This window comes from Mycolicibacter terrae, assembly GCF_010727125.1.
GTDB lineage: Bacteria > Actinomycetota > Actinomycetes > Mycobacteriales > Mycobacteriaceae > Mycobacterium > Mycobacterium terrae.
The window spans coordinates 1-24,385 of record NZ_AP022564.1; the positions used below are offsets into that span (position 1 = coordinate 1).

General features: G+C 69.3%; 21 protein-coding genes and 8 pseudogenes. 22 read left to right on the top strand and 7 right to left on the bottom strand.

What is annotated here, in order from left to right; genetic code table 11:
* The first annotated feature begins 131 nt into the window (after positions 1-131).
* The 9 genes and pseudogenes from G6N23_RS22290 to G6N23_RS00050 all read left to right on the top strand — a co-directional run.
* Entirely contained in the window at positions 132-428 is a 297-nt protein-coding gene (locus G6N23_RS22290) for a hypothetical protein (RefSeq protein WP_163769675.1), read from the top strand.
* 2 nt (positions 429-430) lie between these two features.
* On the top strand, positions 431-877 hold the full coding sequence (locus G6N23_RS00015; protein WP_163769676.1) for a hypothetical protein: 447 nt from the start codon (positions 431-433) through the stop codon (positions 875-877).
* On the top strand, positions 840-1,574 hold the full coding sequence (locus tag G6N23_RS22295) for a hypothetical protein (protein WP_163769677.1): 735 nt from the start codon (positions 840-842) through the stop codon (positions 1,572-1,574). The genes G6N23_RS00015 and G6N23_RS22295 overlap by 38 nt, the downstream gene beginning before the upstream one ends.
* Positions 1,534-2,010 carry a hypothetical protein gene (locus tag G6N23_RS22300; RefSeq protein ID WP_163769678.1) on the top strand — a complete coding sequence of 159 codons (477 nt, stop codon included), beginning with the start codon at positions 1,534-1,536 and terminating at the stop codon, positions 2,008-2,010. Before G6N23_RS22295 ends, G6N23_RS22300 begins: the two co-directional genes overlap by 41 nt.
* A 194-nt stretch (positions 2,011-2,204) precedes the next feature.
* Entirely contained in the window at positions 2,205-2,789 is a 585-nt protein-coding gene (locus G6N23_RS00030; RefSeq protein ID WP_163769679.1) for a hypothetical protein, read from the top strand.
* Complete coding sequence (locus tag G6N23_RS00035) at positions 2,786-2,968, top strand: hypothetical protein (RefSeq protein ID WP_163769680.1); 183 nt, start codon at positions 2,786-2,788, stop codon at positions 2,966-2,968. The genes G6N23_RS00030 and G6N23_RS00035 overlap by 4 nt, the downstream gene beginning before the upstream one ends.
* A 119-nt stretch (positions 2,969-3,087) precedes the next feature.
* Positions 3,088-3,570 (top strand): hypothetical protein, encoded by a 483-nt coding sequence (locus G6N23_RS00040; RefSeq protein WP_163769681.1) that lies wholly within the window; start codon positions 3,088-3,090, stop codon positions 3,568-3,570.
* 296 nt (positions 3,571-3,866) lie between these two features.
* Positions 3,867-4,313 carry a hypothetical protein gene (locus G6N23_RS00045; RefSeq protein ID WP_163769682.1) on the top strand — a complete coding sequence of 149 codons (447 nt, stop codon included), beginning with the start codon at positions 3,867-3,869 and terminating at the stop codon, positions 4,311-4,313.
* Between the two features lie 357 nt (positions 4,314-4,670).
* Positions 4,671-5,264: pseudogene (locus tag G6N23_RS00050) on the top strand (fatty acid desaturase); the annotation flags it as partial.
* Positions 5,265-5,381: 117 nt separating this feature from the next.
* Here the strand turns inward: G6N23_RS00050 and G6N23_RS00055 are convergent.
* Positions 5,382-5,720 (bottom strand): annotated as a pseudogene (locus G6N23_RS00055) (GtrA family protein).
* Positions 5,721-5,902: 182 nt separating this feature from the next.
* Between G6N23_RS00055 and G6N23_RS21665 the strand changes: the two are divergent.
* Positions 5,903-6,385: an enolase-like domain-containing protein gene (locus tag G6N23_RS21665; RefSeq protein WP_235687129.1), complete on the top strand. Its 483-nt coding sequence runs from the start codon at positions 5,903-5,905 to the stop codon at positions 6,383-6,385.
* Positions 6,315-6,914 carry an enolase C-terminal domain-like protein gene (locus tag G6N23_RS21670; RefSeq protein WP_235687144.1) on the top strand — a complete coding sequence of 200 codons (600 nt, stop codon included), beginning with the start codon at positions 6,315-6,317 and terminating at the stop codon, positions 6,912-6,914. The genes G6N23_RS21665 and G6N23_RS21670 overlap by 71 nt, the downstream gene beginning before the upstream one ends.
* 104 nt (positions 6,915-7,018) lie before the next feature.
* Here G6N23_RS21670 and wzm read toward each other — a convergent pair.
* The 6 genes and pseudogenes from wzm to G6N23_RS22520 all read right to left on the bottom strand — a co-directional run bounded on the left by wzm (position 7,019) and on the right by G6N23_RS22520 (position 11,995).
* A pseudogene (wzm, locus tag G6N23_RS00065) lies at positions 7,019-7,842 on the bottom strand (galactan export ABC transporter permease subunit Wzm/RfbD).
* Positions 7,839-8,732: pseudogene (glfT1, locus tag G6N23_RS00070) on the bottom strand (galactofuranosyltransferase GlfT1). The pseudogenes wzm and glfT1 overlap by 4 nt, the downstream one beginning before the upstream one ends.
* A pseudogene (gene wzt, locus G6N23_RS00075) lies at positions 8,729-9,535 on the bottom strand (galactan export ABC transporter ATP-binding subunit Wzt/RfbE). Before wzt ends, glfT1 begins: the two co-directional pseudogenes overlap by 4 nt.
* 5 nt (positions 9,536-9,540) lie before the next feature.
* Entirely contained in the window at positions 9,541-10,083 is a 543-nt protein-coding gene (locus G6N23_RS00080) for a bacterial proteasome activator family protein (RefSeq protein ID WP_235687130.1), read from the bottom strand.
* Positions 10,080-10,925, bottom strand: a complete 846-nt coding sequence (locus tag G6N23_RS22515; protein ID WP_328822096.1) for a DUF6541 family protein — start codon at positions 10,923-10,925, stop codon at positions 10,080-10,082. The genes G6N23_RS00080 and G6N23_RS22515 overlap by 4 nt, the downstream gene beginning before the upstream one ends.
* A 204-nt stretch (positions 10,926-11,129) precedes the next feature.
* Positions 11,130-11,995 (bottom strand): annotated as a pseudogene (locus G6N23_RS22520) (DUF6541 family protein).
* A gap of 128 nt (positions 11,996-12,123) precedes the next feature.
* On the opposite strand from G6N23_RS22520, the pseudogene G6N23_RS00090 reads away from it, so the two are divergent.
* The 11 genes and pseudogenes from G6N23_RS00090 to G6N23_RS22320 all read left to right on the top strand — a co-directional run bounded on the left by G6N23_RS00090 (position 12,124) and on the right by G6N23_RS22320 (position 24,211).
* A pseudogene (locus tag G6N23_RS00090) lies at positions 12,124-13,314 on the top strand (cysteine desulfurase-like protein).
* A 93-nt stretch (positions 13,315-13,407) separates the two neighbouring features.
* Positions 13,408-13,899: an AMP-binding protein gene (locus tag G6N23_RS22305; RefSeq protein ID WP_268967512.1), complete on the top strand. Its 492-nt coding sequence runs from the start codon at positions 13,408-13,410 to the stop codon at positions 13,897-13,899.
* The gene (locus G6N23_RS00095; RefSeq protein ID WP_268967513.1) at positions 13,805-14,815 is read left to right on the top strand and encodes an AMP-binding protein; all 1,011 of its coding nucleotides are present in this window, start codon (positions 13,805-13,807) and stop codon (positions 14,813-14,815) included. Before G6N23_RS22305 ends, G6N23_RS00095 begins: the two co-directional genes overlap by 95 nt.
* Positions 14,815-15,300 (top strand): hypothetical protein, encoded by a 486-nt coding sequence (locus tag G6N23_RS21675; RefSeq protein ID WP_235687131.1) that lies wholly within the window; start codon positions 14,815-14,817, stop codon positions 15,298-15,300. Before G6N23_RS00095 ends, G6N23_RS21675 begins: the two co-directional genes overlap by 1 nt.
* Before the next feature lie 765 nt (positions 15,301-16,065).
* Positions 16,066-16,383 (top strand): hypothetical protein, encoded by a 318-nt coding sequence (locus G6N23_RS21680; RefSeq protein ID WP_235687132.1) that lies wholly within the window; start codon positions 16,066-16,068, stop codon positions 16,381-16,383.
* Positions 16,384-16,391: 8 nt separating this feature from the next.
* Positions 16,392-16,985, top strand: coding sequence for a hypothetical protein (locus tag G6N23_RS21685; RefSeq protein ID WP_235687133.1), 594 nt, complete (start codon positions 16,392-16,394; stop codon positions 16,983-16,985).
* Entirely contained in the window at positions 16,898-18,379 is a 1,482-nt protein-coding gene (locus G6N23_RS21690) for a hypothetical protein (RefSeq protein WP_235687134.1), read from the top strand. The genes G6N23_RS21685 and G6N23_RS21690 overlap by 88 nt, the downstream gene beginning before the upstream one ends.
* A 124-nt stretch (positions 18,380-18,503) precedes the next feature.
* Positions 18,504-20,843: a hypothetical protein gene (locus tag G6N23_RS00105; RefSeq protein ID WP_234808526.1), complete on the top strand. Its 2,340-nt coding sequence runs from the start codon at positions 18,504-18,506 to the stop codon at positions 20,841-20,843.
* 373 nt (positions 20,844-21,216) lie between these two features.
* Positions 21,217-21,474, top strand: coding sequence for a hypothetical protein (locus tag G6N23_RS00110; RefSeq protein WP_163769684.1), 258 nt, complete (start codon positions 21,217-21,219; stop codon positions 21,472-21,474).
* Positions 21,475-21,839: 365 nt separating this feature from the next.
* A pseudogene (locus G6N23_RS22660) lies at positions 21,840-23,524 on the top strand (PE family protein); the annotation flags it as partial.
* A gap of 186 nt (positions 23,525-23,710) precedes the next feature.
* A complete protein-coding gene (locus G6N23_RS22320) occupies positions 23,711-24,211 on the top strand; it encodes a hypothetical protein (protein WP_163769689.1) in 501 nt (166 codons plus the stop codon).
* Positions 24,212-24,385 lie beyond the last annotated feature (174 nt).

The following is a 24,385-nucleotide window of genomic DNA, read 5'->3' on the forward strand; positions in this document are numbered from 1 at the left end:
ACGCCGCCACGGCGGGTGGCTTCCCTGTTCGGTGACGGCGGCAGCGGCAATCACGTACTCTCGACGCCGACGGTGATCTGCTCGGTGCGGACGGCTCGGCCCTGACCGACGCTGACGGCGATGTGATCACCATGGCCGACATCGAGGCCGGGACTCTACTCGTTCGCCAACGCCAGCTCGATCGACCTCGATGGCGCTGCCGCCGGCATGCTCGGCGACGGCGGGCCGGCGGCAGCGGCGACGGTCTCGGCATGGTCGGCGGCGATGGCGGTGCCGGCGGTTGGCTGTTGGGTAACGGCGGTGACGGCGGCGCGGGTTCGGCGCCGCGGGTATCGCTGCGCAGGTGGTGGCGCCATTCGGCCGGCGGCAATGGTGGTGTCGCCGGCTTCCTGTTCGGCAACGGCGGCGGCGCGCCGGTGGAGCCGTAACGGTGCTGCCGGATGAACGGCGACCCCGGCCTGGCCGGGCTCAGCTTCCCGGCAGCGGTGACGGCGCGGCCGGCATCAACGGGACCGACGGCACGGACGGTACCGATGGCTTTGCCGGTGGCGCCGGTGGCGTCGGCGGTAACGGCGGCGCGGCCGGTTTGTTCGGAACCTCCGGCGGCGGTACCGGTGGCGCCGGTGGTGCCGGTGGCGTCGGCGGCAACGGTGGTGACGGTGGCGCCGGCGGAACGGCAACGACAACACGCAGCCTCCCGGCAGCAACGAGGAAGGCATCAGCGCGTTGGTTGTCGACCCGACCGGTCCCGGCGGCGACGGCGGTTCGGGCGGTAACGGCGGTAGCGCCGGATCCGGTGGTGCCGGTGGCGGGTGGCGCCGGCGGTAACGGCGGTGCCGGTGGCTTCTTCGGCATTCACACCGCGGGTGGCCGGTGACGGCGGCGCCGGTGGTGCGGCGGCGGCCCTGGCCTGGCCGGCAACGGTGGCAACGGTGGCAACGGTGGTTCCGGCGGCGGCGCCGTGCCGGCCGAAACCACCGAGCTGGCCCGCGCCGACGCAGCCCCGACCGGCCTTGTCGGTGGCGGCAACGGCGGCACCGGCGGCAACGGTGGCAACCTCGGCACGGTCGGTGTCGGCGGCGGCGGTGGCGCGGCCGGCAGCAGCACCGGGCTTCTTCGGTGGTACGTCGGGCAACGCGGTGCCGACGGTGCCGACGGCACGCCCCGACCACCGTCTCGGGCAACGGCGGCAACGGTGGTATCGGTGGCGCCGGCAACGGCCCAATGCGGACAACACCGGCGGCCGGGGCATCGGCGGTAACGGCGGTGCCGGTGGAGACCACGGCAACGGTGGTAACGGCGGCGCCGGTGGCGCCGGCTCGCAGGGCGAGGGCGCGGCCGGTCTTCGACAACGAGGGCACCGGAGCCGGCGGCGACGGCTTCGACGGTGGTGCCGGTGGTACGGTGGTTTCGGCGGCGCCGGTGGCTCGGTGTCGGGCAACGGCGGTAACGGCGGCGCCGGTGGTGTCGGCGGCACCGGCGGTACCGGTGGCACCGGTGCCGACTCGCTCGACCCGACGGCCGGTGGCGCGGGTGGCAACGCCGGTAACGGCGGTAGGCGGTGCCGGCGGTAACGGCGGCAACGCGACCAACGGCAACGGCGGCAACGGCGGCGACACCGGTAACGGCGGCAAGGGTGGGTCGGCGGTGACGGCGGCCAGGGCGCCAACGGGTGATCACGCCGGCCCTCGCCGACGCCACACAGATGGACCAGACCGACCTCGACGGCTCGACTCGGTCGTCATCGACCCCGTGCCGCCTGACCAGACCGAGCCGCCTGAGCCCGGCACCGGCACCATAACGCCGACCGCGCCCGTGGCCGCGCCGTCTGCCCAGAACGGCGTCGGCGGCACCGGCGGTCTCGGCGGCAACGGGGTAACGGCGGCGCGGTCGGTGCAACGGTCGGCACCGGCGGTACCGGCGGCGGCGACGGACACACCGACGGGTCCGACGGCAACGTCGGCCGCATCGGCGACGGCGGCGACGGCGGCGCCGGTGGTCTGGCGGTAACGCGGTCCGGCGACGGCGAGGCGGCGCTCGGCAACGGCCTGAGTCCGGCGCACGAGGACGCGACGGGGTCGGCGGTCTGGCGGCGCGGCGGCACCGGCGGCTCCGGCTACCAGGCCGGCAACGGCGGCACCGGTGGTGCCGGTGGCCAGGGCGTCTACGGCGGCACCGGTGGTAGTGGCGGTGCCGGCGGCGCGGTGACCTCCACCGCCGACGGCGGCAACAACACCGGCGGTAACGGTGGCTCCGGCGGTAAGGGTGGCGACGGCTCCGGCCACGGCGGCTACGGCGGCCAGGGCGGTGCCGGCGCCAACGCGACCGGCGATCAGACCGCGGGCAACGGTGGTGACGGCGGCGCCGGTGGCAACACCAGCGGTGAGGGCAACACCGGTGAGTTCGGCACGCTGGCCGGCGGCCACGGCGGTAACGGCGGCGTCGGCGGTTCCTCCGAGAACGGCGCGGCGGCTCCGGCGGTAACGGCGGCAACGGGGCACGGGCGCACCCGTGGGCGATGTGAACAGCCCGGTCTACAGCAACCTCCGGCGGTACCGGTGGTGATGGCGGCACGACCGTCGGCGGCACCGCCGGTGACGGTGGCGTCGGCGGTGACGGTGGTACCGGCAGCTTCACCGGCGGCCACGGCGGCGCCGGCGGCAACGGCGGTGCGGTGGCCGTGGACAGTGACGGCAACGCCGGAACCGGCACGGCCGGCAACGGCGGCGGCGGCGGTGCCGGCGCCAATGGCGGCGCCATCAATGGCGCTGACGACACCAACCTCGTGACCGGCGGTCAAGGCGGCAACGGTGGCAGCGGCGGTGCTGCTGACGGCACGACGGCCGGCCAGGGCGGCGGCGGCGGTGGTGGCGGCGGTGGCGCCGTCATCCAGCAGACCGACGGCGGCACCGTCACCAGAAGCACCGCGACCGGAGGTGACGGCGGCGACGGCGGGCCGGCAGCCTGACCGGCGTCGGCGGCAGGGCGGCACCGGCGGCTATGGCGGCATCCAGGCCGACGGTCAGGGCAGCACCATCGACAGCGCCAACGTGGCCGGTGGTAACGCCACCAACGGCGGCGCCAACGGTGAACGGCCAGGACGGCGCCGACAACACGCTGATCAACAACGGCGGTGGTGCCGTCCAGGACGTCACGGTGAAGAGCGGCGACAACGTCGGCGACCACGTCGGCGGCGGCGCCACGGTGAATGCCGGCGACGGCGGCAGCATCGTCCACAGCTCGGTGACCGGCGGCAACGCCAGCGCGACCGCCGACGGTGGCGCCGCGAGCCTGACCGCCACCGGCGCGGACAGCGCGATCACCAACAGCCATGCAACCGGTGGCAACGCCGGCACCGGCACCAACGGAGCAACGGCGGCGCCGGCGGCGCCGCTGAGATCACCGCCACCGACGGTGCCGTCATCGACCAGACCACCGTCGTCGGCGGCGACGGCGGGACCGGCGACAACACCGGCACCGGCGGTCGGGCGGCGCGGCCGTTGCGTCGGCAACCGGCGCGGACAGCACCATCATCGGCAGTGCCACCGGCGGCACCGGCGGCCTCGGTGACAACGGCACCGGCGGCGACGGCGGGGCCGGCTACCTGGTCGTTGACAATGCCGGCGGGTCGATCGGCGGCGGCGGAACGACGCGGTGGCCCAGGGCGGCAACGGCGGGTCTCGGCACCGACGGTGGCGTCGGAGGCAAGGGCGGCTGGGGCGAGCTGGAGTCCGGCGAGCTCGGGCAGGCCAGTGCGCTGGGCGGCAACTCCTACGGCACCCTCGACCGGCGGCGACGGCGGCAACGCCACTGGCGAGGGTAGCCAGGGTGGTAACGGCGGAAGCGCGGACATCCAGAGTTCCAAGGTGACCGGATCGCTCGGCGGTCCCGGTGGCACGGCCAGCGGCACCGCGCATGGCGGTAACGGCGGCGACGCCACTGCGGATGACGCGGGCAACGGCGGCGCCGGCGGCGACGGCGGCAAGGCCAGCATCGCCACCGGCGGGGACCCGGGCAACCTGGCCAACGGCACGTCGACCGGCGGCAAGGGCGGTGACGGCCTGGACGGCGGCACCGGCGGGCTCGGCGGGTCGAGCCGGCTCGACGCCTTCGGTAATGACGGCGCCGACCCGGCAACTGCCTCCACCGCTACCGACGGCACCGCGACCGGCGGCAACGGCGGCACTGGCACCGGAGCCGACAACACCGGCGGCAACGGCACCGACGGCAACATCGTCAACACCGGTGGCGCGCAGTCGAACGGCACGACGGCGAGCGGCACCAACGGGGCGAACAGCCCGGCTACGCCGTAGTCGGCGGTTTGCGAAACCGTGATGGCTTCTTGACCAAACATCAAGCGCGCGTGCGGAAGACTAAATCTCAATACCGCGTAACCTGTTATTTGCCTTAGGTTATTTCGCGCTCGCAAAATTGCGTATCGAAGGAGATTCATGCCGCCGCTCGATGCGTTGGATCATGCGCCGTCAAAAACCGTTGCACGCCAACGACACCCGAACCCTGGCGAGTCGATACCCGAATTCGCTTGGCCCACGCTGGCGTTGGGTGTCGGCGCGTCGATTGTCTTTGTCCTTTCGACGGTCGCAGCGATCGGCGGTTCTCCCGCGTGGCTCACCATCGCGGTCAACACCGCAGTCGTCTATGCGATGTTCATGGTGGCCCACGATGCGCTGCACCACGCGCTCTCCTCGACCAGCTGGGTGAACTCGGTGGTCGGTCGGGCGGTTTGGCTCTTTGTCGCACCGACGTTTTCGTTGCCGTCGTTCAGCTACGTCCACCTCACGCACCACCGCAACGCCAACGACGGCGAGAACGACCCGGACATGTTCGCCACCCACGGGTTGGCCTGGCAGCTGCCCTTTCGTTGGGCGCTGATGGATGTCTTCTATGCCGTCTGGTACCGCCAGCCAGCGGCGGCTGCGGCATTCCCGGCGCCGTCCGTTATTGAGGTCGCCGAAACGGCGGTGGTGTTCTCGTTGAGTATCGCGGGTGTCTGCATCGCGATCGCCACCGAAAACTTCTGGATCCTCGCGGCCGCCGTGCTGATCCCGCAGCGCATCGGGATGGTGATCCTGGGCTGGTGGTTCGATTGGTTGCCGCACCACGGGCTGGAGCAGACGCAGCAGGAGAATCGCTACCGCGCCACTCGGAACCGGGTCGGCATGGAGCAGGTGTTGATCCCGGTCATGCTCTCCCAGACCTATCACCTGGTGCACCACCTGCACCCGTGGTTGCCGTTCTACCGGTACGCGCAGGCCTGGCGCGGCAACGAGGACGCTTACCTGGCCCACGATCCGGCCATCGCCACCGTCTTCGGCCGGGAACTGACACCCGCCGAGTACCGGGAATGGAAGGCGGGTAGCTCAGCGCACCCGGAAGATCACCGTCCGCTGCACGATGAAGTTGATGACGGTCGCGGTGCCCTGCGCGGCCACGAAGGCCACCGGGAGCGCCCACCGCTGGTAATCGAGCAGGTCCAGCACCAGGTGGTTGATCCCCACCTGTACGGCGAACGTCAGTGTAGAGCGCCATCACCGCGATGAACGGCCGGTGTGCGCTGAGGACTGAAACGTCCAGCGCCGGTTGATCAGATATGCGGTGATGGTGCCGGCGATGAAGCTGATCGCCTTGGCCAGGTCGACCGTGACGCCGAAGCCCAGGTACAGCAGCAGGTACAGCCCGAAGTCCACCACCGCCGACATCGCCCCGGTCACCAGGAAACGCCACACCTGCGTGGTCAACGGCAGGGGCGTGTTCGTCGAAGCGGTCTCGGCCACCCGGGAAGCTTAAGTCCTACGCTGAAGACCATGCCCGCCGTCATCGCCGAAATCGAGGCGATACCGCTGCGCATTCCGCTCAAGCCCGACCTGCCCGGGGCCGCGTTGTGGGTGAGACGCTGAGCGCCGCGGACTCGTTGCTGGTCAAGGTGACCACCGACGACGGCGTGGTCGGCTGGGGCGAGGCGTTCGGGCTCTACGGCACCGCGCTGGCCGTCCGCGCGCTCGACGACCTTGTCGCGCCGCTCTGTCTCGGCCACGGCACTGCCGACATCGCGGCGCTGATGGACCACGTGCAACGCAAGCTGCACGTCTTCGGGCGCGGCGGCGCGATCACCTACGCGCTGTCGGCGGTCGACATCGCGTTGTGGGACATCGCCGGCAAGCGTGCCGGCGTCCCGATCTCGAGGCTGCTGGGGCGGTCTGGACATGCGCTGCTACGCCAGCCTGGCCTGCTACACCGAACCGCACCGGGTCCGCACCGCGGTACGCCGCGTCCTCGACGCCGGATTCACTGCGATCGCTGCACGAGTCGACGCTGCCCGCGATGCACGCCGCCCGCGCCGAAGCTGGGCCCGAGGTCGCGTTGATCGTCGACGCCGGCTGTGCCTGGACGCTGGGGCAGGCCCAGGCGTCGCCGCCGAGCTGCACGACCTCGGACTGTTGTTCTTAGAGGAGCCGCTGTGGCCGCCGGAGAACTTCGACGGCCTGGCCGAACTGCGCCGCAGCACCGGATTGCCGGTGGCCTCCGGCGAAAACGTCGGCACCATCATGGAATTCGAGCGCCTGCTGACCGCGGGCGCGGTGGACTTCGTGCAGCCCAGCCCGGCCAAGATGGGCGGTATCACCGAGCTGCGCAAGGTCTTTCCGCTGGCGGCCGTGCGCAATGTCGGGATGATGACGCACTCGTTCTACGACGGGCCGGGGCTGCTCGCCGCAGTTCAGGTGACCGCCGCTTTGGGCGGTACCGACGCGATGATCGAGTGGCGCTGGTTCGACCTGGAGGCCTCGATCTACGGCGACGCGCTGGCGCCGAGGAACGGGCGGATCACGGTGCCGGACGGGCCGGGCCTGGGGCTCGACCCGGATCCTGAGGTGATCAGCGCCTACCGCTGTTGATTCTGCGTCCACCACGCGAAAGTGCGAGGCCGGCCTGGCCGGCGCAGAGTCAACACGGGTCGGCCGACACGGAAGTCACGGATGTGGCCTGGACTCGGACCGGGCTACACCCAGTAGGCCACCCGCGCCCGGAACTGGCGCAGCACCATCGCGGCCACCGCCCATCCGAGCACGGTCAACACCAGCACTATCGCCCAGTGCCGCAGCGGCTGGTGCGCGCCCAGCAGCGGAGCCCGCACGATCTCCAGGTAGTGCATCAGCGGGTTGAGCTCGACGACGTTGATCCAGCGGGTGGCGCCCCGGCGCGCAGCGTGTCGTAGTTCCAGATGATCGGCGTCATCAAGAACAGCAGCTGCACCACACTGAACAGCAGCGGCGCGATGTCGCGGTAGCGGGTGGCCAGAATCCCGAAGCAGTGACACCCACACGCAGTTCAGCGCGATCAGCACCAGCGCCGGGATCACCGAAAGATCCGCCCACGACCAGGGTTTCGGGAATATCAGGGCGATCGGCACATAGATGACGATGTTGTGGGCGAACAGGATCATCTGCCGCCACACCAGCCGGTAGACGCACGCTCAACGGCGTCGGCAGCTGTTTGATCAGTCCCTCGTTGGCGACGAACACGTCGGCGCCCTCCAGGATGGCGGCGTTGAGCAGGTTCCACACGATCAGCCCCAGCGTCACGTACGGCAGGTGCACGGCCAGGTCGAGGTGAAACAGTTTGGAGCAGTTCGCCCATCGCCACCGCCGTGGTGGCGGTGCCGATGGTGATCCAGAACGGGCCCAGCACGCTGCGGCGGTAGCGCTGCTTGATGTCCTGCCAACCCAGGTGCAGCCACAGCTCGCGGCGGCGGAATCCGTCCACCAGATCCGCCCACGCCCGCGCAAAAGTTTTGGACTGCGCGGCGACGTCGGTGAAACTCATTGCTGCCCCTCGGGTTTGGCGAACTGCTCGCGACGTCCCAGCCTGCGCAGCCGGATCCATTCGATCAACCCGGCCGGGTCGCGGCGTGATACCAGGAAGAACCAGCCGAACCGCAGCCACTCCTGGACCAGCAGCCGGCGCATTCCGGCTGGGCCATCAGGTAGCCGCTGCGGTAGGTGAAATAGCGTTTGGCCGCGTCATCGGGGTATTGGTGCATTCGCCCGGCCAGGATCGGCTTGAACTCCGCCGAGCCGCACGGGTGCAGGTAGGCCGCGTTCAGACACGTCCCGAACGCCAGGCCGGAGCGCACCAGCCGGCGGTGTATCTCCACCTCGTCGCCGCGCATGAACAACAGGTCGGGCACCCCCACCGCATCCAGCGCGTCGGCGGTGAACAGCGCCCCGTTGAACAGCGACGCGATCCCGGGCAGTAGATCCTGCGTTGCATCACTGCGTAATTCGCTGATCTCGCGCCGCCACACCAGGCCGCGCCGCAGCGGGAACGCCAGCCGGGACGGGTCGTCGATGTTGCACACCATCGGCGAAACCTCCGCCAGGTGGTGCTTGGCCGCGCAGGCCAGCAGCTCCGACAGCACGCCGGAGTCGGCCGGTCTCCCGTCGTCGTCGGCCAGCCACACCCAGTCCGCCCCGGCCGCCAGGGCGTGCAGCATGCCCAGCGCGAAACCGCCTGCGCCCCCGAGGTTTCGCTGCGATCCGAGGTAGGAGCACGGCACCGGCTGCCCGGCCACCAGATCGGCCACCGCGGGATCGTTGTCGTTGTCGACGACGATCACGTGATCCGGTGGGCGGGTCTGGGTCACCAGCGCTTTGAGCGACTCGGCCAGCTGATCGACCCGGCGTGACGACGACCGTGTAGACGGTTTCGGTCACGCGGTGTCCCCGGCCTGGGTCTCGGCGAGCACCTCGCGCACGTGCCGGGCGGCGTCGGGGCCCTCAGGCGCCGACCACGTCCTCGATCCCGCCGGTCATCTTGATCGTGCCGTGGTCGATCCACATCGCGGTCTTGCACAGCCGGGCCAGAAACTCATTGGAGTGGCTGGCGAACACCAGGATTCCGGAGCGCTCCACCAGCTTCTGCAGCCGGGTCTGGGCCTTCTTCAAAAACTCGGCGTCCACCGCGCCGATGCCCTCATCCAGCAGCAGGATCTCCGGGTCGATACTGGTGACCACTCCCATCGCCAGCGCACCCGCATGCCGGTGGAGTAGGTGCGCAGCGGCATCGCCAGATAGTCGCCCAGTTCGGTGAATTCGGCGATCTCGTCGACCTTGGCGGCCATCTGCTTGCGGGTCTGGCCGAGGAACAGGCCGCGGATGATGATGTTCTCGTAGCCGGAGATCTCCGGGTCCATTCCGACACCGAGGTCGAACACCGGCGCCACCCGGCCGACCACGCTCGCCGATCCCCGGGTCGGCTCGTAGATGCCCGAAAGCAGCCGCAGCAGTGTGGATTTGCCGGCGCCGTTGTGCCCCACCAGACCCACCCGGTCCCCGAGTGAGAGTGACATGGTGATGTCGCGCAGCGCCTCGACGACCACCACGTTGGAGTTGTTGCGCCCGATCGCGCCGCCGGCCTTGCCGAGGAACGCCTTCTTCAACGACCGCGACTTGGCGTCGAAGATGGGGAACTCAACCCAAGCGTCGTGGGTCTCGATTCGTGGATCGGTGGCGGACAAGGCGGCTACAGGTATTGGCCGGCGCCGGTGTGGCCCTGCCTGCTGTGCCCGCCGGCGGTGGGCGCTGGCGGCAACGCGCCGTGGCGCATCTGCTCCAGCTGCGCGCGGGCGGCCATCTGCTGGGCGAACAGGGCGGTCTGGATGCCGTGGAACAGCCCTTCCAGCCAGCCCACCAGCTGGGCCTGGGCGATCCGCAGCTCGGCGTCCGACGGGTGGCGTCCGCGCAGCGGCAGCGTCAGCCGGTCCAGCCTCGCGCAGCTCCGGGGCCAGGCTGCCTCGAGCTCGCGGATGCTGGCGGCGTGCACCTCACGCAACCGCACCCGGCTGGCGTCGTCCAGCGGGGCCGAGCGCACCTCCTCGAGCAGCTGCTTGATCATGGTGCCGATCCGCATCACCTTGGCGGGCTGCTCGATCAGGTCGGTCAGCGACTGCTCGTCGGCGTCGGCGTCGGGCTCTCTCGACGCCCCGGCCGACAGCAGCCGCGGGTCCCCGCCGCTGATGATCTCGATGTCGTCTGAGCCGTCCGCGCTGCTACTGCCCGTGCTCAACGTCCCCGCCTCCCTGCCATTCGTAGATGCTGGCCCCGCCATTGTCGTAGATCTTGGCCCAGGACCGCGATTTCTCCAGTGACACTAACCCGTCGGGCAGACTGAACCCGCGCACCGGGGCTGCTGATCAGCACGTAACGGATGTTGAGGGCGTGGATGGCCTGCGCCACCCGCGGATCGGTGTCGGCGTCGTCGGCGTAGGCCCAGAAAATGAACCGCTGCGGTCCGGGCCCCTGCTGCTGGGGGTAGTCGTAGTGCGTCCACAGCGGGTGCAGGTCGGCGACGGCGTACATCCAGGCGCTGCCGTCGACATTGGCGTTGCCGATCACGGTGTCGCGGGCCCCGGGCAGCGCGGCCAGATAAGCGAAGGCCTCCAGGTCGCGGGCATCGACCATCACCGAGTCGTACTTGTCGCCGAACAGAAAGGCGTGCCGCGGCAGGTAGTGCCAGGCCAGCCCCACCGTCGCCCCGACCAGCAGCGCCCCGGTCAGCACGCCCTGAAGGCGGCCCCGCGCGACGAGTGAGACCAGCGCTGCCAGCCCGATGCCGGCCATCGGGATCAGCAGCAGCGTCATCGCCGCCATGATCCGGCGGGGGTCGCTGTAGAACAGGTCGGTGAACCGGCCGACGACGGCGCCGGCCGGGCCGCCGAACGGTGCCGAGGAGTGCACCACCCCCACCACCAGCACCGCCCACAGCGCCAGCGGCCACCACACCTTGCGGACGGCCAGCAGCGCCAGGCCGACGGCGGTCAGGCCGACCAGGGTGTACTGGATCGGGAAGTCGTTGAGGTGGCGGGTGTGCAGCAGCAGCGTCGCGCAGCCCGGATTTGCGGCCCTCATGGGTCAGAAACGAGTGCCCGGCGATGATCTCGGCCTGTTTGCGCACGCTCAGCAACTGCGGCAACAGCAGCAGAGCGGTCGGCACCAAGACGGCGGCCAGCGCCAGGGTGTCGCGGCGCTTGCTGCGCAACGGGTTCCACAGAGCCCCGTCCCGCGGACACAGCCACCACGCCGCCACCAGCAACACCGTCACCACGCCCCCGGTCAGATGCACCGAGAAGACCCGACCAGCGCCAGCACCGCCACCGGAATACGGTCCCGCAGGGTGCGCACCGAGGTGATCAGCGTGAACGTCGGCACCACCAGCCCGTAGGCCACCAGGTTGGGCATGGCCGCGGTACCGAACTCGACGTAGGGCAGCGCGGTGAACGACGCCGACAGCGCCGCGGCGGTCGCCGCCGAGACCGCGGTGCGCCGGGTGGTGGTGACTCGCTTCAGCAGATTCCAGGTGAGCAGTGCGGCGCTGATCGGGAACAGCCACACCGAGGCGGCCAGGCCGGCCAGGGTGAAACCGGTGGTGGGTGCCGCGCCGGTCAGCTGGCACAGCACCGCGGTCAGCGCGTGAAACGCCGACGGGTAGTAGAGCGGAGCGTGGGTCTCGACGTTGCGCAGTTCACCCATGTGGGTCGGCGAGGCCTGGCCGGTGTCGAGGATGAAGCGGACGGTGTTGGCGTGCCAGACCGCGTCCCAGGTGCTGGGAATGCTCTGCCAATCCGGAAGGCCCCGCACCGCCGCCCAGCCGATCAGCAGCATGCCCAGCAATACCCCGGCCGCCACCGCCGGCGTCCGGCCGCGGCCGTCGGTGCGGCCACGTGGATGCCGGGACGGCGGTCCAGCCACCCCCGAATACCTCTGGCCAGTCCGCCGACCAGCGCGCCGACCAGCACCAGCGTGACCAGTGCGGTGCCCGCGTTCCAGGGGATTCCCCACGCGCCGAACGGCACGATGGCCAGGCCGACCAGCCCGTAAGTCAGCGCGGGACCGACCGTGATCGCCACTGGCCAGCTCAGCCGCGCTGCGGCGGCGACGAGTGTCCCCGGCAGGACCAGCAGCAGCAGCGCGGCAGCCATTCCGAACCCGAGAAGCACTGCACTAGTATGTCTGCCAAGGTGACACGGCTCAGCGCGGCGGGGGAGCTATCCGGTTATCCGATACTTTCACCGATCACCCGATCTTGAGTAGTTCTAAGGTGGCTGACATGGCCTTCGATGTCGCCAGGGTGTGCGGACTGCACCCGACCCTCGGTGACGGTGGGTGCACTTCGACGCTCCTACGGGCATGTTGATCCCGGACTCGGTGGCGACCACGGTGTCGACCGCGTTCCGCGGCTCGTTGGCGACGGCGTCGGGACCGCACCCGGCGGCCCGGCGCAGTGCCGCCGTGCTGGTCGCGGCACGCCAGGCGGTGGCCGATCTGGTCGGCGGCGATCCCGCCGGGGTGGTGCTGGGCCCCGACCGGGCGGTGCTGCTGAACGCGCTGGCCGATGCCGCGTCGTCGCGGGTGAGCCTGGGCTACGAGACGGTGGTCAGCCGACTCGACGACGAGGCCAACATCGCGCCTGGGTGCGCGCCGCCAACCGCTACGGCGCCAAGCTCAAATGGGCCGAGGTGGACATCGAGACCGGGGAGCTGCCGAGCTGGCAGTGGGAGAACCTGATCACCCGTCGACCCGGCTGGTGGCCGTCACCTCGGCGTCGGGCGTGCTGGGCACGGTCACCGACCTGCGGCCGGTCACCAAGCTGGTCCACGACGTGGGCGGGTGACCGTGATCGACCACTGCGCGGCGGCGCCGTATCAGCTGATCGACATCAACGACGTCGAGGGTGACGTGGTGGCCCTCAACGCGGCCGCCTGGGGCGGCCGCCGGTGGGTGCGCTGGTGTTCCGCGACCCGGCGCTGATCGACACGTTCGGGTCGGTGTCGCTGAACCCGCACGCCGTGGGCCCGGCGCGGCTGGAGGTCGGCCTGCACCAGTTCGGCCTGCTGGCCGGGGTGGTGGCCAGCGTCGAATACCTGGCCTCGCTCGACGAGTCCGCCGGGGCAGCCGGCCCGAGCGGCTGGCGATCTCCATGCAGTCGGCCGGGCAGTATCTGAACCGGCTGTTCGACTATCTGGTCGGTTCACTGCAGTCGCTGCCGCTGGTTATGATGATCGGTCAGCCGGAGGTCCGCATTCCGGTGGTCAGTTTCGCGGTGCAGAAGGTACCCGCCGAACGGGTGGTGCAGCGGTTGGCCGACAACGGCGTGCTGGCGATCGCCAACGCCGGGTCGCGGGTGCTGGACGTCATCGGCGTCAACGACATCGGCGGCGCGGTCACGGTCGGGCTGAGCCACTACTCGACGGCCGCGGAGATCGACCAGCTGGTGCGCGCGCTGGCCTCGCTGGGATGACGGTTCCCGGCCGTTTCCGATCCATCGCCGGCCGGTGTCACGCAGGCTACGCTGTGGGCCGTCAACGAAGCACCGCGTAAGGCAGATCAGAAGATGGCAGAACCGACGACCTCCGCTACCCCCACCGTGCCGGACACCCTGGTGGACCTGATGCGGCAGCAGGCCGCCCGGCATCAGGACACCCCGGCGTTCATCTTCTGCCCCGACGGGGATGTGGAACAGGACCGGATCACCTACCGCGAACTGGACCGTCGCGCCCGGTCGATCGCGGTGAATCTGCAGCGCCAAGGCGCAGCCGGGGAACGCGTGCTGGTGCTCTGCCGTCCCGGTGTGGACAGCGTTGCGGGACTGTTCGGCTGTTTCTATGCCGGTGCCGTCGCGGTTCCGGTTGACGAGCACTGGCCGATCCGACGGATCGAGACCGTCGTCCCCGAAGCGCGCCCGTTTCGCCCTGGCGACGGCCAAGACACAGTCCAAGATGAAGGCCGCCGTGGCCGGCCTGGACGCCGGAACCGACTTGCGCTGGCTGGCGATGGACGAGGACTCCGACGACGGGGCGGCCTGGGAGCGCCTGGACGTCGATGAAGACACCGTCGCCATGATCCAGTACACGTCGGGTTCGACCGGGGTGCCGAAGGGCTGCGTGCTCACCCACCGGAACTACGTGAACAACCTGGAGATCATCCGTCAGGCGTTGGACCCCCGGGACGACGATCCGGTGTTCGCCAGCCCGGTCAGCGGGGTGTCGTGGCTGCCGCAGTACCACGACATGGGCTTCGTCGGCGGCATCCTCGGCACCATCTACGGCGGCCGCACCACCGTGCTGATGGCGCCCAGTTCCTCTTATGCGCCGCTGCGCTGGCTGCAGGCGATGTCGCGCTACCGGGCGGTGATCAGTGCCGCGCCCAACTTCGCCTACGACGCCTGCGTCAAACGCAGCACCCCGCAGCAGCGTGCCGCGCTGGACCTGTCGAACTGGTCGATCGCGGTGGTCGGCGGGGGTCCGATCAGCGCGGAAACCCTGCGGGCCTTCAGCGAGGCGTTCGAGCCGGCTGGTTTCCGCCCCGAAGCCTTCCGGCCCGCCTACGGGCTGGCCGAAGCGACGCTGGGGGTGTCCGGAGTGTCGAATTCGGCGGTGCCGGTGATCCGGCACCTCGACCGGACCGCCCTCGGCGAGGATCGGGTGGTCGAGGTGGACCCGGACGCCGCCGGCGACGCGGAGCGGACACTTTCGCTGGTGGGCTGCGGAAAACGCCAAGGCGACCAGGACGTGCTGATCGTGGACCCGGAGACCCGGGTGCAGCGCGGGCCGGAGGAGGTCGGCGAGATCTGGGTGGCGGGGCCGAGCGTCGGAGTGGGCTACTGGGGGCGGCCGGAGGAGACCGAACACGCCTTCTCAGCGCACCTGGCCGACACCGGGGCGGGCCCCTACCGCGCAGCGGCGACCTGGGGTTCTTCCGCGGCGGCGAGCTGTACATCACCGGCCGGTGCAAGGACCTGATGACGATCGACGGCTACAGCCACTACCCCAACGACATCGAGTTGACCGTGCAGAACTGTCACCCGGCCCTGCTTCCCGGCCGAGGTGCGGTGTTCCAGTTGCCGACCGAGCGCTACGCCCGGGAATACGTGGTGGTGGTCCAGGAGGTGCACCACCACGACGCCGCCGGCATCGATCCGAACGACCTGATCGATGCGATCCGGGCGGCGATCCCCACCCACCACGGGATCGAAGCGCAGGCCGTGGTGTTGCTCAAGCCGATGCGGATACCGACCACCACCAGCGGCAAGATTCAGCGCAGTGCCTGCCGCGACCAGTACGTCGCCGGTGAACTGGCCGTGCTGGCGCAGTGGGAGGAGCCGCGGCCACAAAAAGAGGGACCGGGCGTGGGGAACGCACTGCTGTCCGGCCTGGCACGGCTCGCCGTGGCAGGGCTGGCGCAGCGGCGGCCGGGGTCGCAGGGTGACCGGCGGGGCGAGGACTGAGCGGCTGATCGGGTCGCGCTGAAATCGCCGCTGGCCGAGCCCTGCTCGGAAGGCGTCGGTTCTGTCCGAAATACGCAGCGTCACAACGCATCAGCGTGAGTAGGGGCGGTGCTTGACGGCGCGGACCGGTGAGAAGGTCGTTGCGCCGTACCGTTGCGAACAACCCGCGGCGGAAAGTGATTCGCGAATCACCGGTGGGTGAAAAAGGGCCTTCGGACTGCGGGGGAACTCTCCCGGCCGGATCCCGGCGGTGCCGACGCCTCGGCAGCGTTCTCCCAGGATGATCGCGCGGCCCGGCCGGTAGCCGGTCCCGGCACGGTCGAGTGGGCGGGGTCCCGCCCCGTGCGCCGAGCAGCTTGTCGAGGGCGCACCGCCGCCAGAAGCACGCCACGGCGCCGTCCAGCTGCCGTCCCGCCGGCCGGTAACCCCCACCGTCCGGGCTGAGGCAGCACGACTGCGTCGCCGGGCCGTCCCGGCCCGCTGTTGCGGCCGTTTCATCTGGTTGGCCGCGCTCAGGGTTGCTGCCTGCACCAAGCGTGACCTGACCTCTGAATAACGATTAACAAAATCTAAGGAAACGATTTTCGCCCGAACGGAAGTCACGGCGTACCAGGGACACAGACTTCCGTACTACCGGACTCATATCGCTTTACGAGCGATTTTTGGGCTTTTTGTGGAGCAGTTTCATTAGAAAATTTCCGCTTCGACAAAACCTAAAACTCATGTAAAGTTCAGCAACGTCCATGATCAGTTTCCTAGGAGAGCATGATGCAGCTGGCGCTTCGCCCGTACGTCACACCCGGCGTCGTCATCGCGGGCGCCGCCCTCGTCGCGGTAAATGCGGCGGTCCCCACCGGGTTCGTACGCCCACCCGCTGAGGTCCGCCTGGCACTTCCTGCCGTCGAGCACCATCCCGTCGCGCTCACCGCCGGACCGGACCTCCTGGGCCCGTGGGTCGACCTTTTCAACAACACCGCCACGAACCTGGCGGCGATGGGATCCGACAACGGCTGGGGCAATCTGCTCGAGCAGATCTTCACCGACCCGAGCTGTCGCGGCTCCCGGAGGTGTTCGACTTCCTGACTGAGCTGATGCCCTCGATCAGTGGCTCCGACCCGATCATGGTTCTGCTCTCGCCGTTCCTGACCATCGGGATGGGGCTGATCGGCCCGCTGGTCACGGTCAACGACGCGATGCAGGACATCCTCAATCAGATCTTCAATCCGACCGATCCGCTCGACCCGTTCGCGGCGATCTTCACGTCGTTCCCGCGACTGCTCGACGCGTGGCTGAACGGCACCAGCACCATCGATGTGGCCGGCATCAGCATCCCCGCGTTCAACGGCATCCTGGTCCCGGGCCAGAACCTGGTCATCGACCTGACCGCCAGCGAGGCGGTCGACGGGCTCAACATCGGCGACCAGACCGTCGCCAGCCTGCTCGACCAGACCGGGATCGGCACGCTGTCGGTGGCGAACATGTTCACCGGCCTGTTGGACAGCCTGGGCCTGGGTGATCAGACCCCGGTCGACGTTCTCGACACCCTCGGCCTCGGCGATCTGGAGATCGCCAGCGTGCTGACAACCCTTTCGACGCGGTGGGGATCGGCAACCCCACCATCGCCGACATCATGGACCAGTTGGGCATCGGCGACGTCCAGGTCGCCGACCTCGCGATCGACTTGACCCACGCGCTGGGCTTCGACAACCCGACGATCGTCGACCTCGCCGGCGACATCGGTGTGGCCGACCTGAAGCTGGCCGACCTCGGCATCGACGTGTTCAACGCGCTGGGCATCGGAGACCCGACCGTCAACGAGCTGCTCGGCGACATCGGCGCCGAGAACCTGACGCTGAACGGACTGCTGCAGACTGCGGTGGACGCGCTGGGCCTCGGCGGGCAGACCCCGGCGTCGCTGATCGACGCACTCGGGGGTGGCGACCTGACCACCCACGAGTTCATCACGACGCTGCTGGGCGGCCTGGGCCTGGGCGACCAGACCATGATGGACCTGCTGAGCCAGGCCGGTGTCGCCAACGCCGACATGAGCCAGATCATCATCAGCATCCTCGGGGATGCCGGCAACACCAACATGACCGACGTCCTCGACTTCACCGGCCTCGGCAGCGTCACGCTTGCGCAGGTCGTCCAGCTGATGGGCATCTACGACCTGTCGCTCGGCACCGTGCTCAACAACATGGCGAACCTCGGGATCACCGGGAACCTGACCATCAACGACATCCTGGTCGCGTCCGGTGCCTCACCGCTGGACAAGGGCGGTGACGCCTCCCTGGCCGATTCGCTCGCCAGCATGACCATCGGCGGAATGTTGGGCGACAGTGCCGACGCGCCGCTGAGCTCGCTGCTCGGCGACATGGGCACCCAGACGCTGGCCGAAGTCATTCAGGCCAACTTCAGTCAGACGTTGGGCGACATGCTCAGCCAGGCCGGCTACGCCGACATGACCCTCACCGAGCTGGTGCTGGCGAACATGCCCGACCAGCCCCTGTCGGAACTGTTCGGCGTCATGGGCAACACCACCCTGTCCGACCTGATCAACCAGCTGGTCCCCGCCGACCAGACCATCGTCGACATGCTCAACGAGTCGGGCATCGGCGACATGCATCTGAGTGACCTGCTCAACCAGGCCTTCGGCGACCAGACCGTGGCCAACGCCCTGGACGACGGCGGCCTGGGCAGCATGCAACTCGACGACATCATCAGGCAGGCGCTGGGTCCGCAGAGCGTCAACGACATGCTCAACGAGTTCGGTATCGGCGGCCAGTCGCTCAGTGACCTGTTCGACCAGTTCTTCGGCACCACGACCCTCAGCGACGGTCTCATCGATCTGGGTCTGGGCACGCAGACCCTCAACGAGCTGATCGACTCGCTGTTCGGGACCTCGACGGTGAGTTCACTGCTCGGTGACTTCGGCACCCAGACCGTCGACGAGCTGCTGGCGTCGATGGGGCTCGGTGATCTCACGGTGATCAACGCCCAGATCGAAGAATTCTACGGCTCGCTCTCCTACTGGTTCGACGGCCTGGGGAACCAGATCGCGGCGGTGCTCGGTGGTTAAGCGACCTGATCGGCAAAGCAACTTCGGAACGTCAGTCCGGGAGGGCCTCATGCAGCAAACACTCCGTCCGTACGTCACGACAGGCCTGGCTGTCGTCGGCGTGGGTCTCATCGCGGTTCCGCCCGTGACCTCGAACCTGCCGCAGCTGCAGCATCAGCTCGCGACCGTCGAGCAACGGCCCGTCGCACTGACGGCGGACGGTGACTTCTTCTCGCCGTACACCGACCTGTTCAACCACACCATCGCCAACCTGCAGGCGTTGAACCAGAACTCGGTCGACATGTTCGGCCTGCTGGAGCACATCTTCACCAACCCGCAGCAGGCGCTGGCCGGCATCCCTGATGTCATCAACATCTTCACCAACGCGATGCCCACCATCGACGCGCAGCTGCTGCCGTTCCCGGCCGACATCAGCATCCAGCTGCCGCTGTGGATAAACTCGCTGCTCGCCGGAATCGGCCCGTGGGTAACGCTTTTCAACGCCATGCAGGACGTTCTGCGTGACGTCTTCGACTTCAGTGACCCGATGGGGGCGCTCTCCGCGCTGTTCGGTGCGCCGGCGACCCTGCTGGACGCCTTCCTCAACGGCAGCACCGGCCTCAACTACGGCGATCTCAGCATTCCGCTGTTCAACGGCCTGCTGACTCCCGGACAGCCGATCGATGCCAACTTCGACATCGGCAGCCTCGTCGAGATGTCCGGCTTCGGCGACACGAGCATCACCGAGCTGCTCACTCAGGCAGGCATCGGCGACATCCCGCTGGACACCCTGATCACCGACCTGCTCGACCAGGCCGGCTTCGGCCACATGACGCCGGTGGATCTGCTGAACGACTTCGGGATCGGCACCGAGCCGCTGTCCGAACTGCTGATCGGTGTGTTCAACGAGGCCGGCATCGGTAACCCCACGATCGCCCAGCTGCTGACCGACCTCGGCGGCATCAGCCCGGATGACTCGATCGCGAGCCTGCTGATCGCCCTGCTCAACGCCCCGGAAGTCGGGATCGGCAACCCCACCATCTCCGAGTTGATCCTGAGCCTCGTCGGCGGCGACGACCAGTCCGTGGGCGGCCTGATCAAGGACCTGCTCGGTGCCAGCGGCGGCGAATCACTGGCCAGCCTGGTCGATCCGACATGGACCGTCGGCGGCCTCATCACCGACGCGCTGGGCAACCCCCCGCTGACCGATCTGTTCGCGCAGTTGGGACTCGGCGACGTCAACATCGGCACCGGATTGGTCAGCGTCCTCGGCCCGATGGGCGAAGAGTCGCTGCTCAGCCTGCTCAACAGCGGCTTCCTCGGGCCGGACATCACCGGCGACACCGGGCTGCTCGACCTGCTCGCTTCGATGTTCCCCCCCGGCGCCACCCTGGAAGAGCTGATGGCGGACTTCGGGACCATGACGCTCGGCCAGCTGATGGAGGAAATGCCGGCCGGGGAGGGCTTCCCCCCGGACACCATGATCGTCGACATCCGGCTGACCGAGCTGCTGTCGACCGTCTATCTCCCCGGCCAGACCATTCCGCTGGGCGACACGCCGTTGTCCCAGATCCCCGGTTTCCCCCCGGACATGGCGAGCCTGGTCGAGAAGGCCGGCAACCCCACCCTCAACGCGCTGCTGGGCACCAACACCGTCGGCGAAACCCTGCAGAACCTGGGCCTCTACGACGCCACCATGACCCAGCTCGTTCAGTCTGTGGGCCTCAGCGACTACGAGCTGGCGGTGCTGTTCCAGGGTCTGGGCAACCTGAGCGGCAACGTCACGCTGGAAGAGTTCTTCACCGACCTGGGGTTCAACCCGACCCTGGCGCAGATCGTGGAAGGCCTCTTCCAGGGAATGGGCTTGGGCGACACCTCCGTGCTCACGCTCCTCGAGGACTGGGGGCTGGGCAGCATCGGTCTGCAGAACCTGATCGACGCCCTGGGCCTGCAGAACCTCGGCATCCAGGACATGCTCAACGACCTCGGCCTGAACAACATCGACCTGGACATGTTCATCGACCGACTCGGGTTGAGCGGCATCTCGATTGCCGGTTTGCTCAGCGGCCTGGGCCTGGACAACACGCACCTCGACGACTTCATCAACAGTCTGTTGGGCGGCGTTTCGATCGGCAGCATGCTGGATGGGCTGGGCCTCGATGAGGTGCATCTCGACTCCTTCATCACCGACGTGATGACCAGTGTGTTGGGCGACCCGACCCTGGGCACGTTGCTGGGCTGGCTGGGCCTGGACAACTACGACCTGGACACCATCGTCGGCAACCTCGGACTCGATGGCGTGACGCTCAATTCGCTGCTCACCGATCTCGGCATCGGCAGCCTCGACATCAACGGCCTGGTCGATGGTCTGGGTCTTTCCGACCTGGGCCTGCTGAGCATCAACGGCGACTTCTTCGGGATGGCTGCCGAGTGGCTCAACGACATTCCGAACCAGATCGCCGCGGCGCTGGGCTTCCCAGGCTGACCCTGCGCAGCAGGTGAGCCGCCGTAACCAGAACTGAATTGACAGACAGAGCTAGCACAACTGTGGGCCACACAGATAGGAAAACCCAAATGGCAGTAGGGCGTAACACTTCAGGCAACGGTCAGCAGGGTCGGCGTGGCCGACGACTGCTGGGAGCCGGCAGTGCGGTTGGGGCGTTTTTGGCGTTTGGGTTGGGGCCGTTGTCGGCGGCGCGCTGCGCATGCTGATGAGTTGGATTGGGTTGTTGATCTGCTCGGTTCGGATTTGGCTGGGGCGCTGGGGGATTTGGGTCAGGCGTCGTCGTGGGAGACGTTGTTTGATGCGGGTTCGTGGGAGCCGTTGTTGGCCAATGGGGTTGAGTTTTGATGCCTCGGTGGCGGAGTTGCCGGGTTCGGCGGCTGCTGATGACTGGTTTGGTTCGTTGTTCTACACGCCGTTGCATGACTTGGGGCAGCAGTTTATTTTGAGTCCCTTTGGCGCTGAGGTCAGTTCGTTTGTCAACATGTTCGGTTTCGGTCAGGTGTTGATCGGTAACGGTGTTGACGGTGTGGATGGCGGACGCTGGCTGATGCTGCTGGTGGGGCTGGTGGTTTGTGGTTCGGCGATGGTGGTGCTGGTGGTACTCTGCTGAGGGCTTTGGTGGTGGGTGGCTCGGCGGGGATGTTCGGCGATGGTGGCGCCGGTGGTGCGGGTCTTGATGGTGGCGACGGCGGTGCTGGTGGTGCCGGTGGCTGGTGGATGGGTGTCGGCGGTGATGGTGGTGCTGGTGGTGCCGGCATCGATGGTGGTGCTGGTGGCAATGGTGGTGCCGGCGGTGCGGGTATCGGCTTTATGTATGGCGTGGGCGGCAATGGTGGCCTGGGTGGCGATGGTGCGGTGGGGGCGGCCGGTGCGGTGGGTTTGGCCGGGCTTGATGGTGGGTTGGGTCAGGCTGGTGGCGCCGGTGGTAATGGTGGTGCCGGGGTAAGGGTCTGGCTGATCGGTTCCGGTGGTAACGGTGGTGCCGGTGGTCAGGGCGCCAACGGTGGTGCCGGTGGTGCCGGCGGTGTCGGGTCGATGCCGATGAGGCCGGTGCTGATGGCGGTGCTGCCGGTGATGGTGGCGATGGTGGTATCGGTGGTGCCGGTGGCGCTGCGGGTGCTGGTGGTGCCGGTGGTCTGATCGGTTCGGCGGCTGACGGTGTCGGCGGCAATGGCGGCAATGGTGGTGCTGCCGGTGTCGGTGGCAATGGTGGTGCTGGTGCCGACGGTGATGCGCTCACTGTCGATGGTGGTGACGGTGGGCGTGGTGGTGACGCCGGTGTTGCCGGTGCCGGTGGTGCTGGTGGTTCTGGTGGTGGGGTTGCCGGTGGTGGGGTGTGGCGGCGACCGGTGGTGGTGGTGGTGCCGGTGGTGACGGGTTCTCGGCGACGGTGGCTGGGGACCCGGTGGTGCTGGTGGTGCTGGTGGCGACGGCGGCAACATGGGCAATGGTGGTGCCGGTGGTGCTGGTGGTGATGGTGCGGTCGGTTGGCCGGCACGACCGAGGCCGGCGGTGATGGCACGCAGGGCGCGATCGGTGGTAACGGCGGTGCCGGTGGTGCCGGTGGTGCTGGTGGCGCGTTGGCCGGTGATGGTGGCGATGGTGGTGCTGGTGGTCGTGGTGGCACTGGTGGTGTCGGTGGTGCTGGTGCTGATGGGTTGGCGGGTGCCGATGCGGTGGTCGGTTCCGGCGATGACGGTGGTGATGGTGGTGATGCGACCAGTACCGCCGGCAATGGTGGCGATGGTGGTGCTGGTGGCGCTGGTGGTGTCGGTGGTGCTTCGGTGCACGGCAATGCCGGTGTTCATGGTGTTGGTGGTGTTGGTGGTGATGGTGGTGCTGGTGGTGCGGCGGGCAATGGTGGTACCGGTGGTGCGGGTGGTGGTACCGGCGCGGCGGCCGGCGCCGGAGGCAAGGGCGGCAGCGCGGCGGACGCCGTCGCCGGCACGGGTGGTGCCGGTGGCGCCGGGGGCGCCAGCGGCTCGGGCCAGGCGGCTTCGGGTAGCGCAGGTGCTGACGGCGCGGCAGGAAACGGCGGCAATGGTGGTGTCGGCGGCGACGGTCAGCTGCTCGGCGACGGCACCGTGCAGGCCGGCGGCCGCGGCGGCGACGGCGGTGACGCCGGCACGGACGGTGACGGCGGTAACGGTGGCGCCGGCGGCCAGGGCGCAACCGGCCAGAGTGGCACCACCAATGTCAGCGGCAACGGCACCTCGGGTTCGACCGGCGGCGCCGGTGGCGAGGGTGGCACCGGTGGCGCCGGTGGCACCAACTCGGGCAACGGCGGCGCCGGTGGCGCTGGCGGCGTAGGCGGCACCGGCGGAGGCGGGGGCCACGGCTACGACGGCGACGAGGGACTCGACGCCGAGGCGGGCAGCGGCGATAACGGTGGCGCCGGCGTCGACGCCGGCAGCGCGGTGGTGGGGCGGTGGTGTCGGTGGACAGGGCGGCGCCGGTGGCGTCGCGACGCGGGCATCGCAGGCGTCCAGGGCGACGGTGGCGCGGGCGGTGTCGGCGGTGGGCCGGTAACAACGGTGGTAACGGTGGCGACGGCGCGGTGGCGGCAACAAACGGCCGGATCCGGCGGGCAGGGCGGCCAGGGCGGTACCGCGGTACACCGGCCAGGCCGAGCCGGCGGGAGCGACCACACCACCAGGTGAGCAGGGAGCGACCGGTGCGGAGGCCACGGCGGCGCGGGTGGCCGCGGTGGCGACGGCGAGCTGCTTGCCGGCGACGTCACCCAGGCCGGTGGCACCGGTGGTAACGGCGGCGCGGCCGGTAACGACGGCGATGGTGGTGTCGGCGGCGACGGCGGTAACGGCGTCGCGGGAGTCGACGGCACCACCGTGGGCCTCGACGGAACGACCGGTGGGGCCGGTTCGGCGGGCGGTACCGGTGGCCAAGGTGGTGCCGGTGGAGCGAACTCCGGCAACGGCGGCGACGGTGGCGCCGGGGGTCAGGGTGGCGCCGGTGGTAACGGTGGTGAGGCCCTGCAAGCCGACACCTACGACGGCGCCGGCGGTAACGGCGGTGGCGCAGGTGCCGGTGGCGCGGGCGGCAACGGTGGCGCCGGCGGTGTGGCGGCGGCCGGGACCGGTGGCGCCGGTGGTGCGGCGGGTAGCGGCGGCAATGCCGGAACTGCCCAGCAGGGCGGCCAGGGCGGTGGTGCCGGCGGCGCAGCCAACGCCGGTAGCGGCGGTAACGGCGGCGACGGTGCCGTCGGTGGTGGCAGGTACCGCCGGGGTCGGCGGCCTGGCGTCACTGGGGCGCCGCTGGTGCCGAGGGCACCGACGGCAGCAACACCGACGGCGCCGACGGCGGTCGCGGCGGTGACGGCTGGGGTCTGATCACCGGGACCGACATCGGACAAGGCGGCGGTGCGGGCGGCCAGGGCGGTAACGCCGGCGCGGTCGGCAACGGCGGCGCCGGTGGCACCGGTGGCACCGGTGCGACCGTCGACGGCATCACCGACGTCGACGGCAACGGCACCGACGGGTACGTCGGCGGTGTCGGCGGCGACG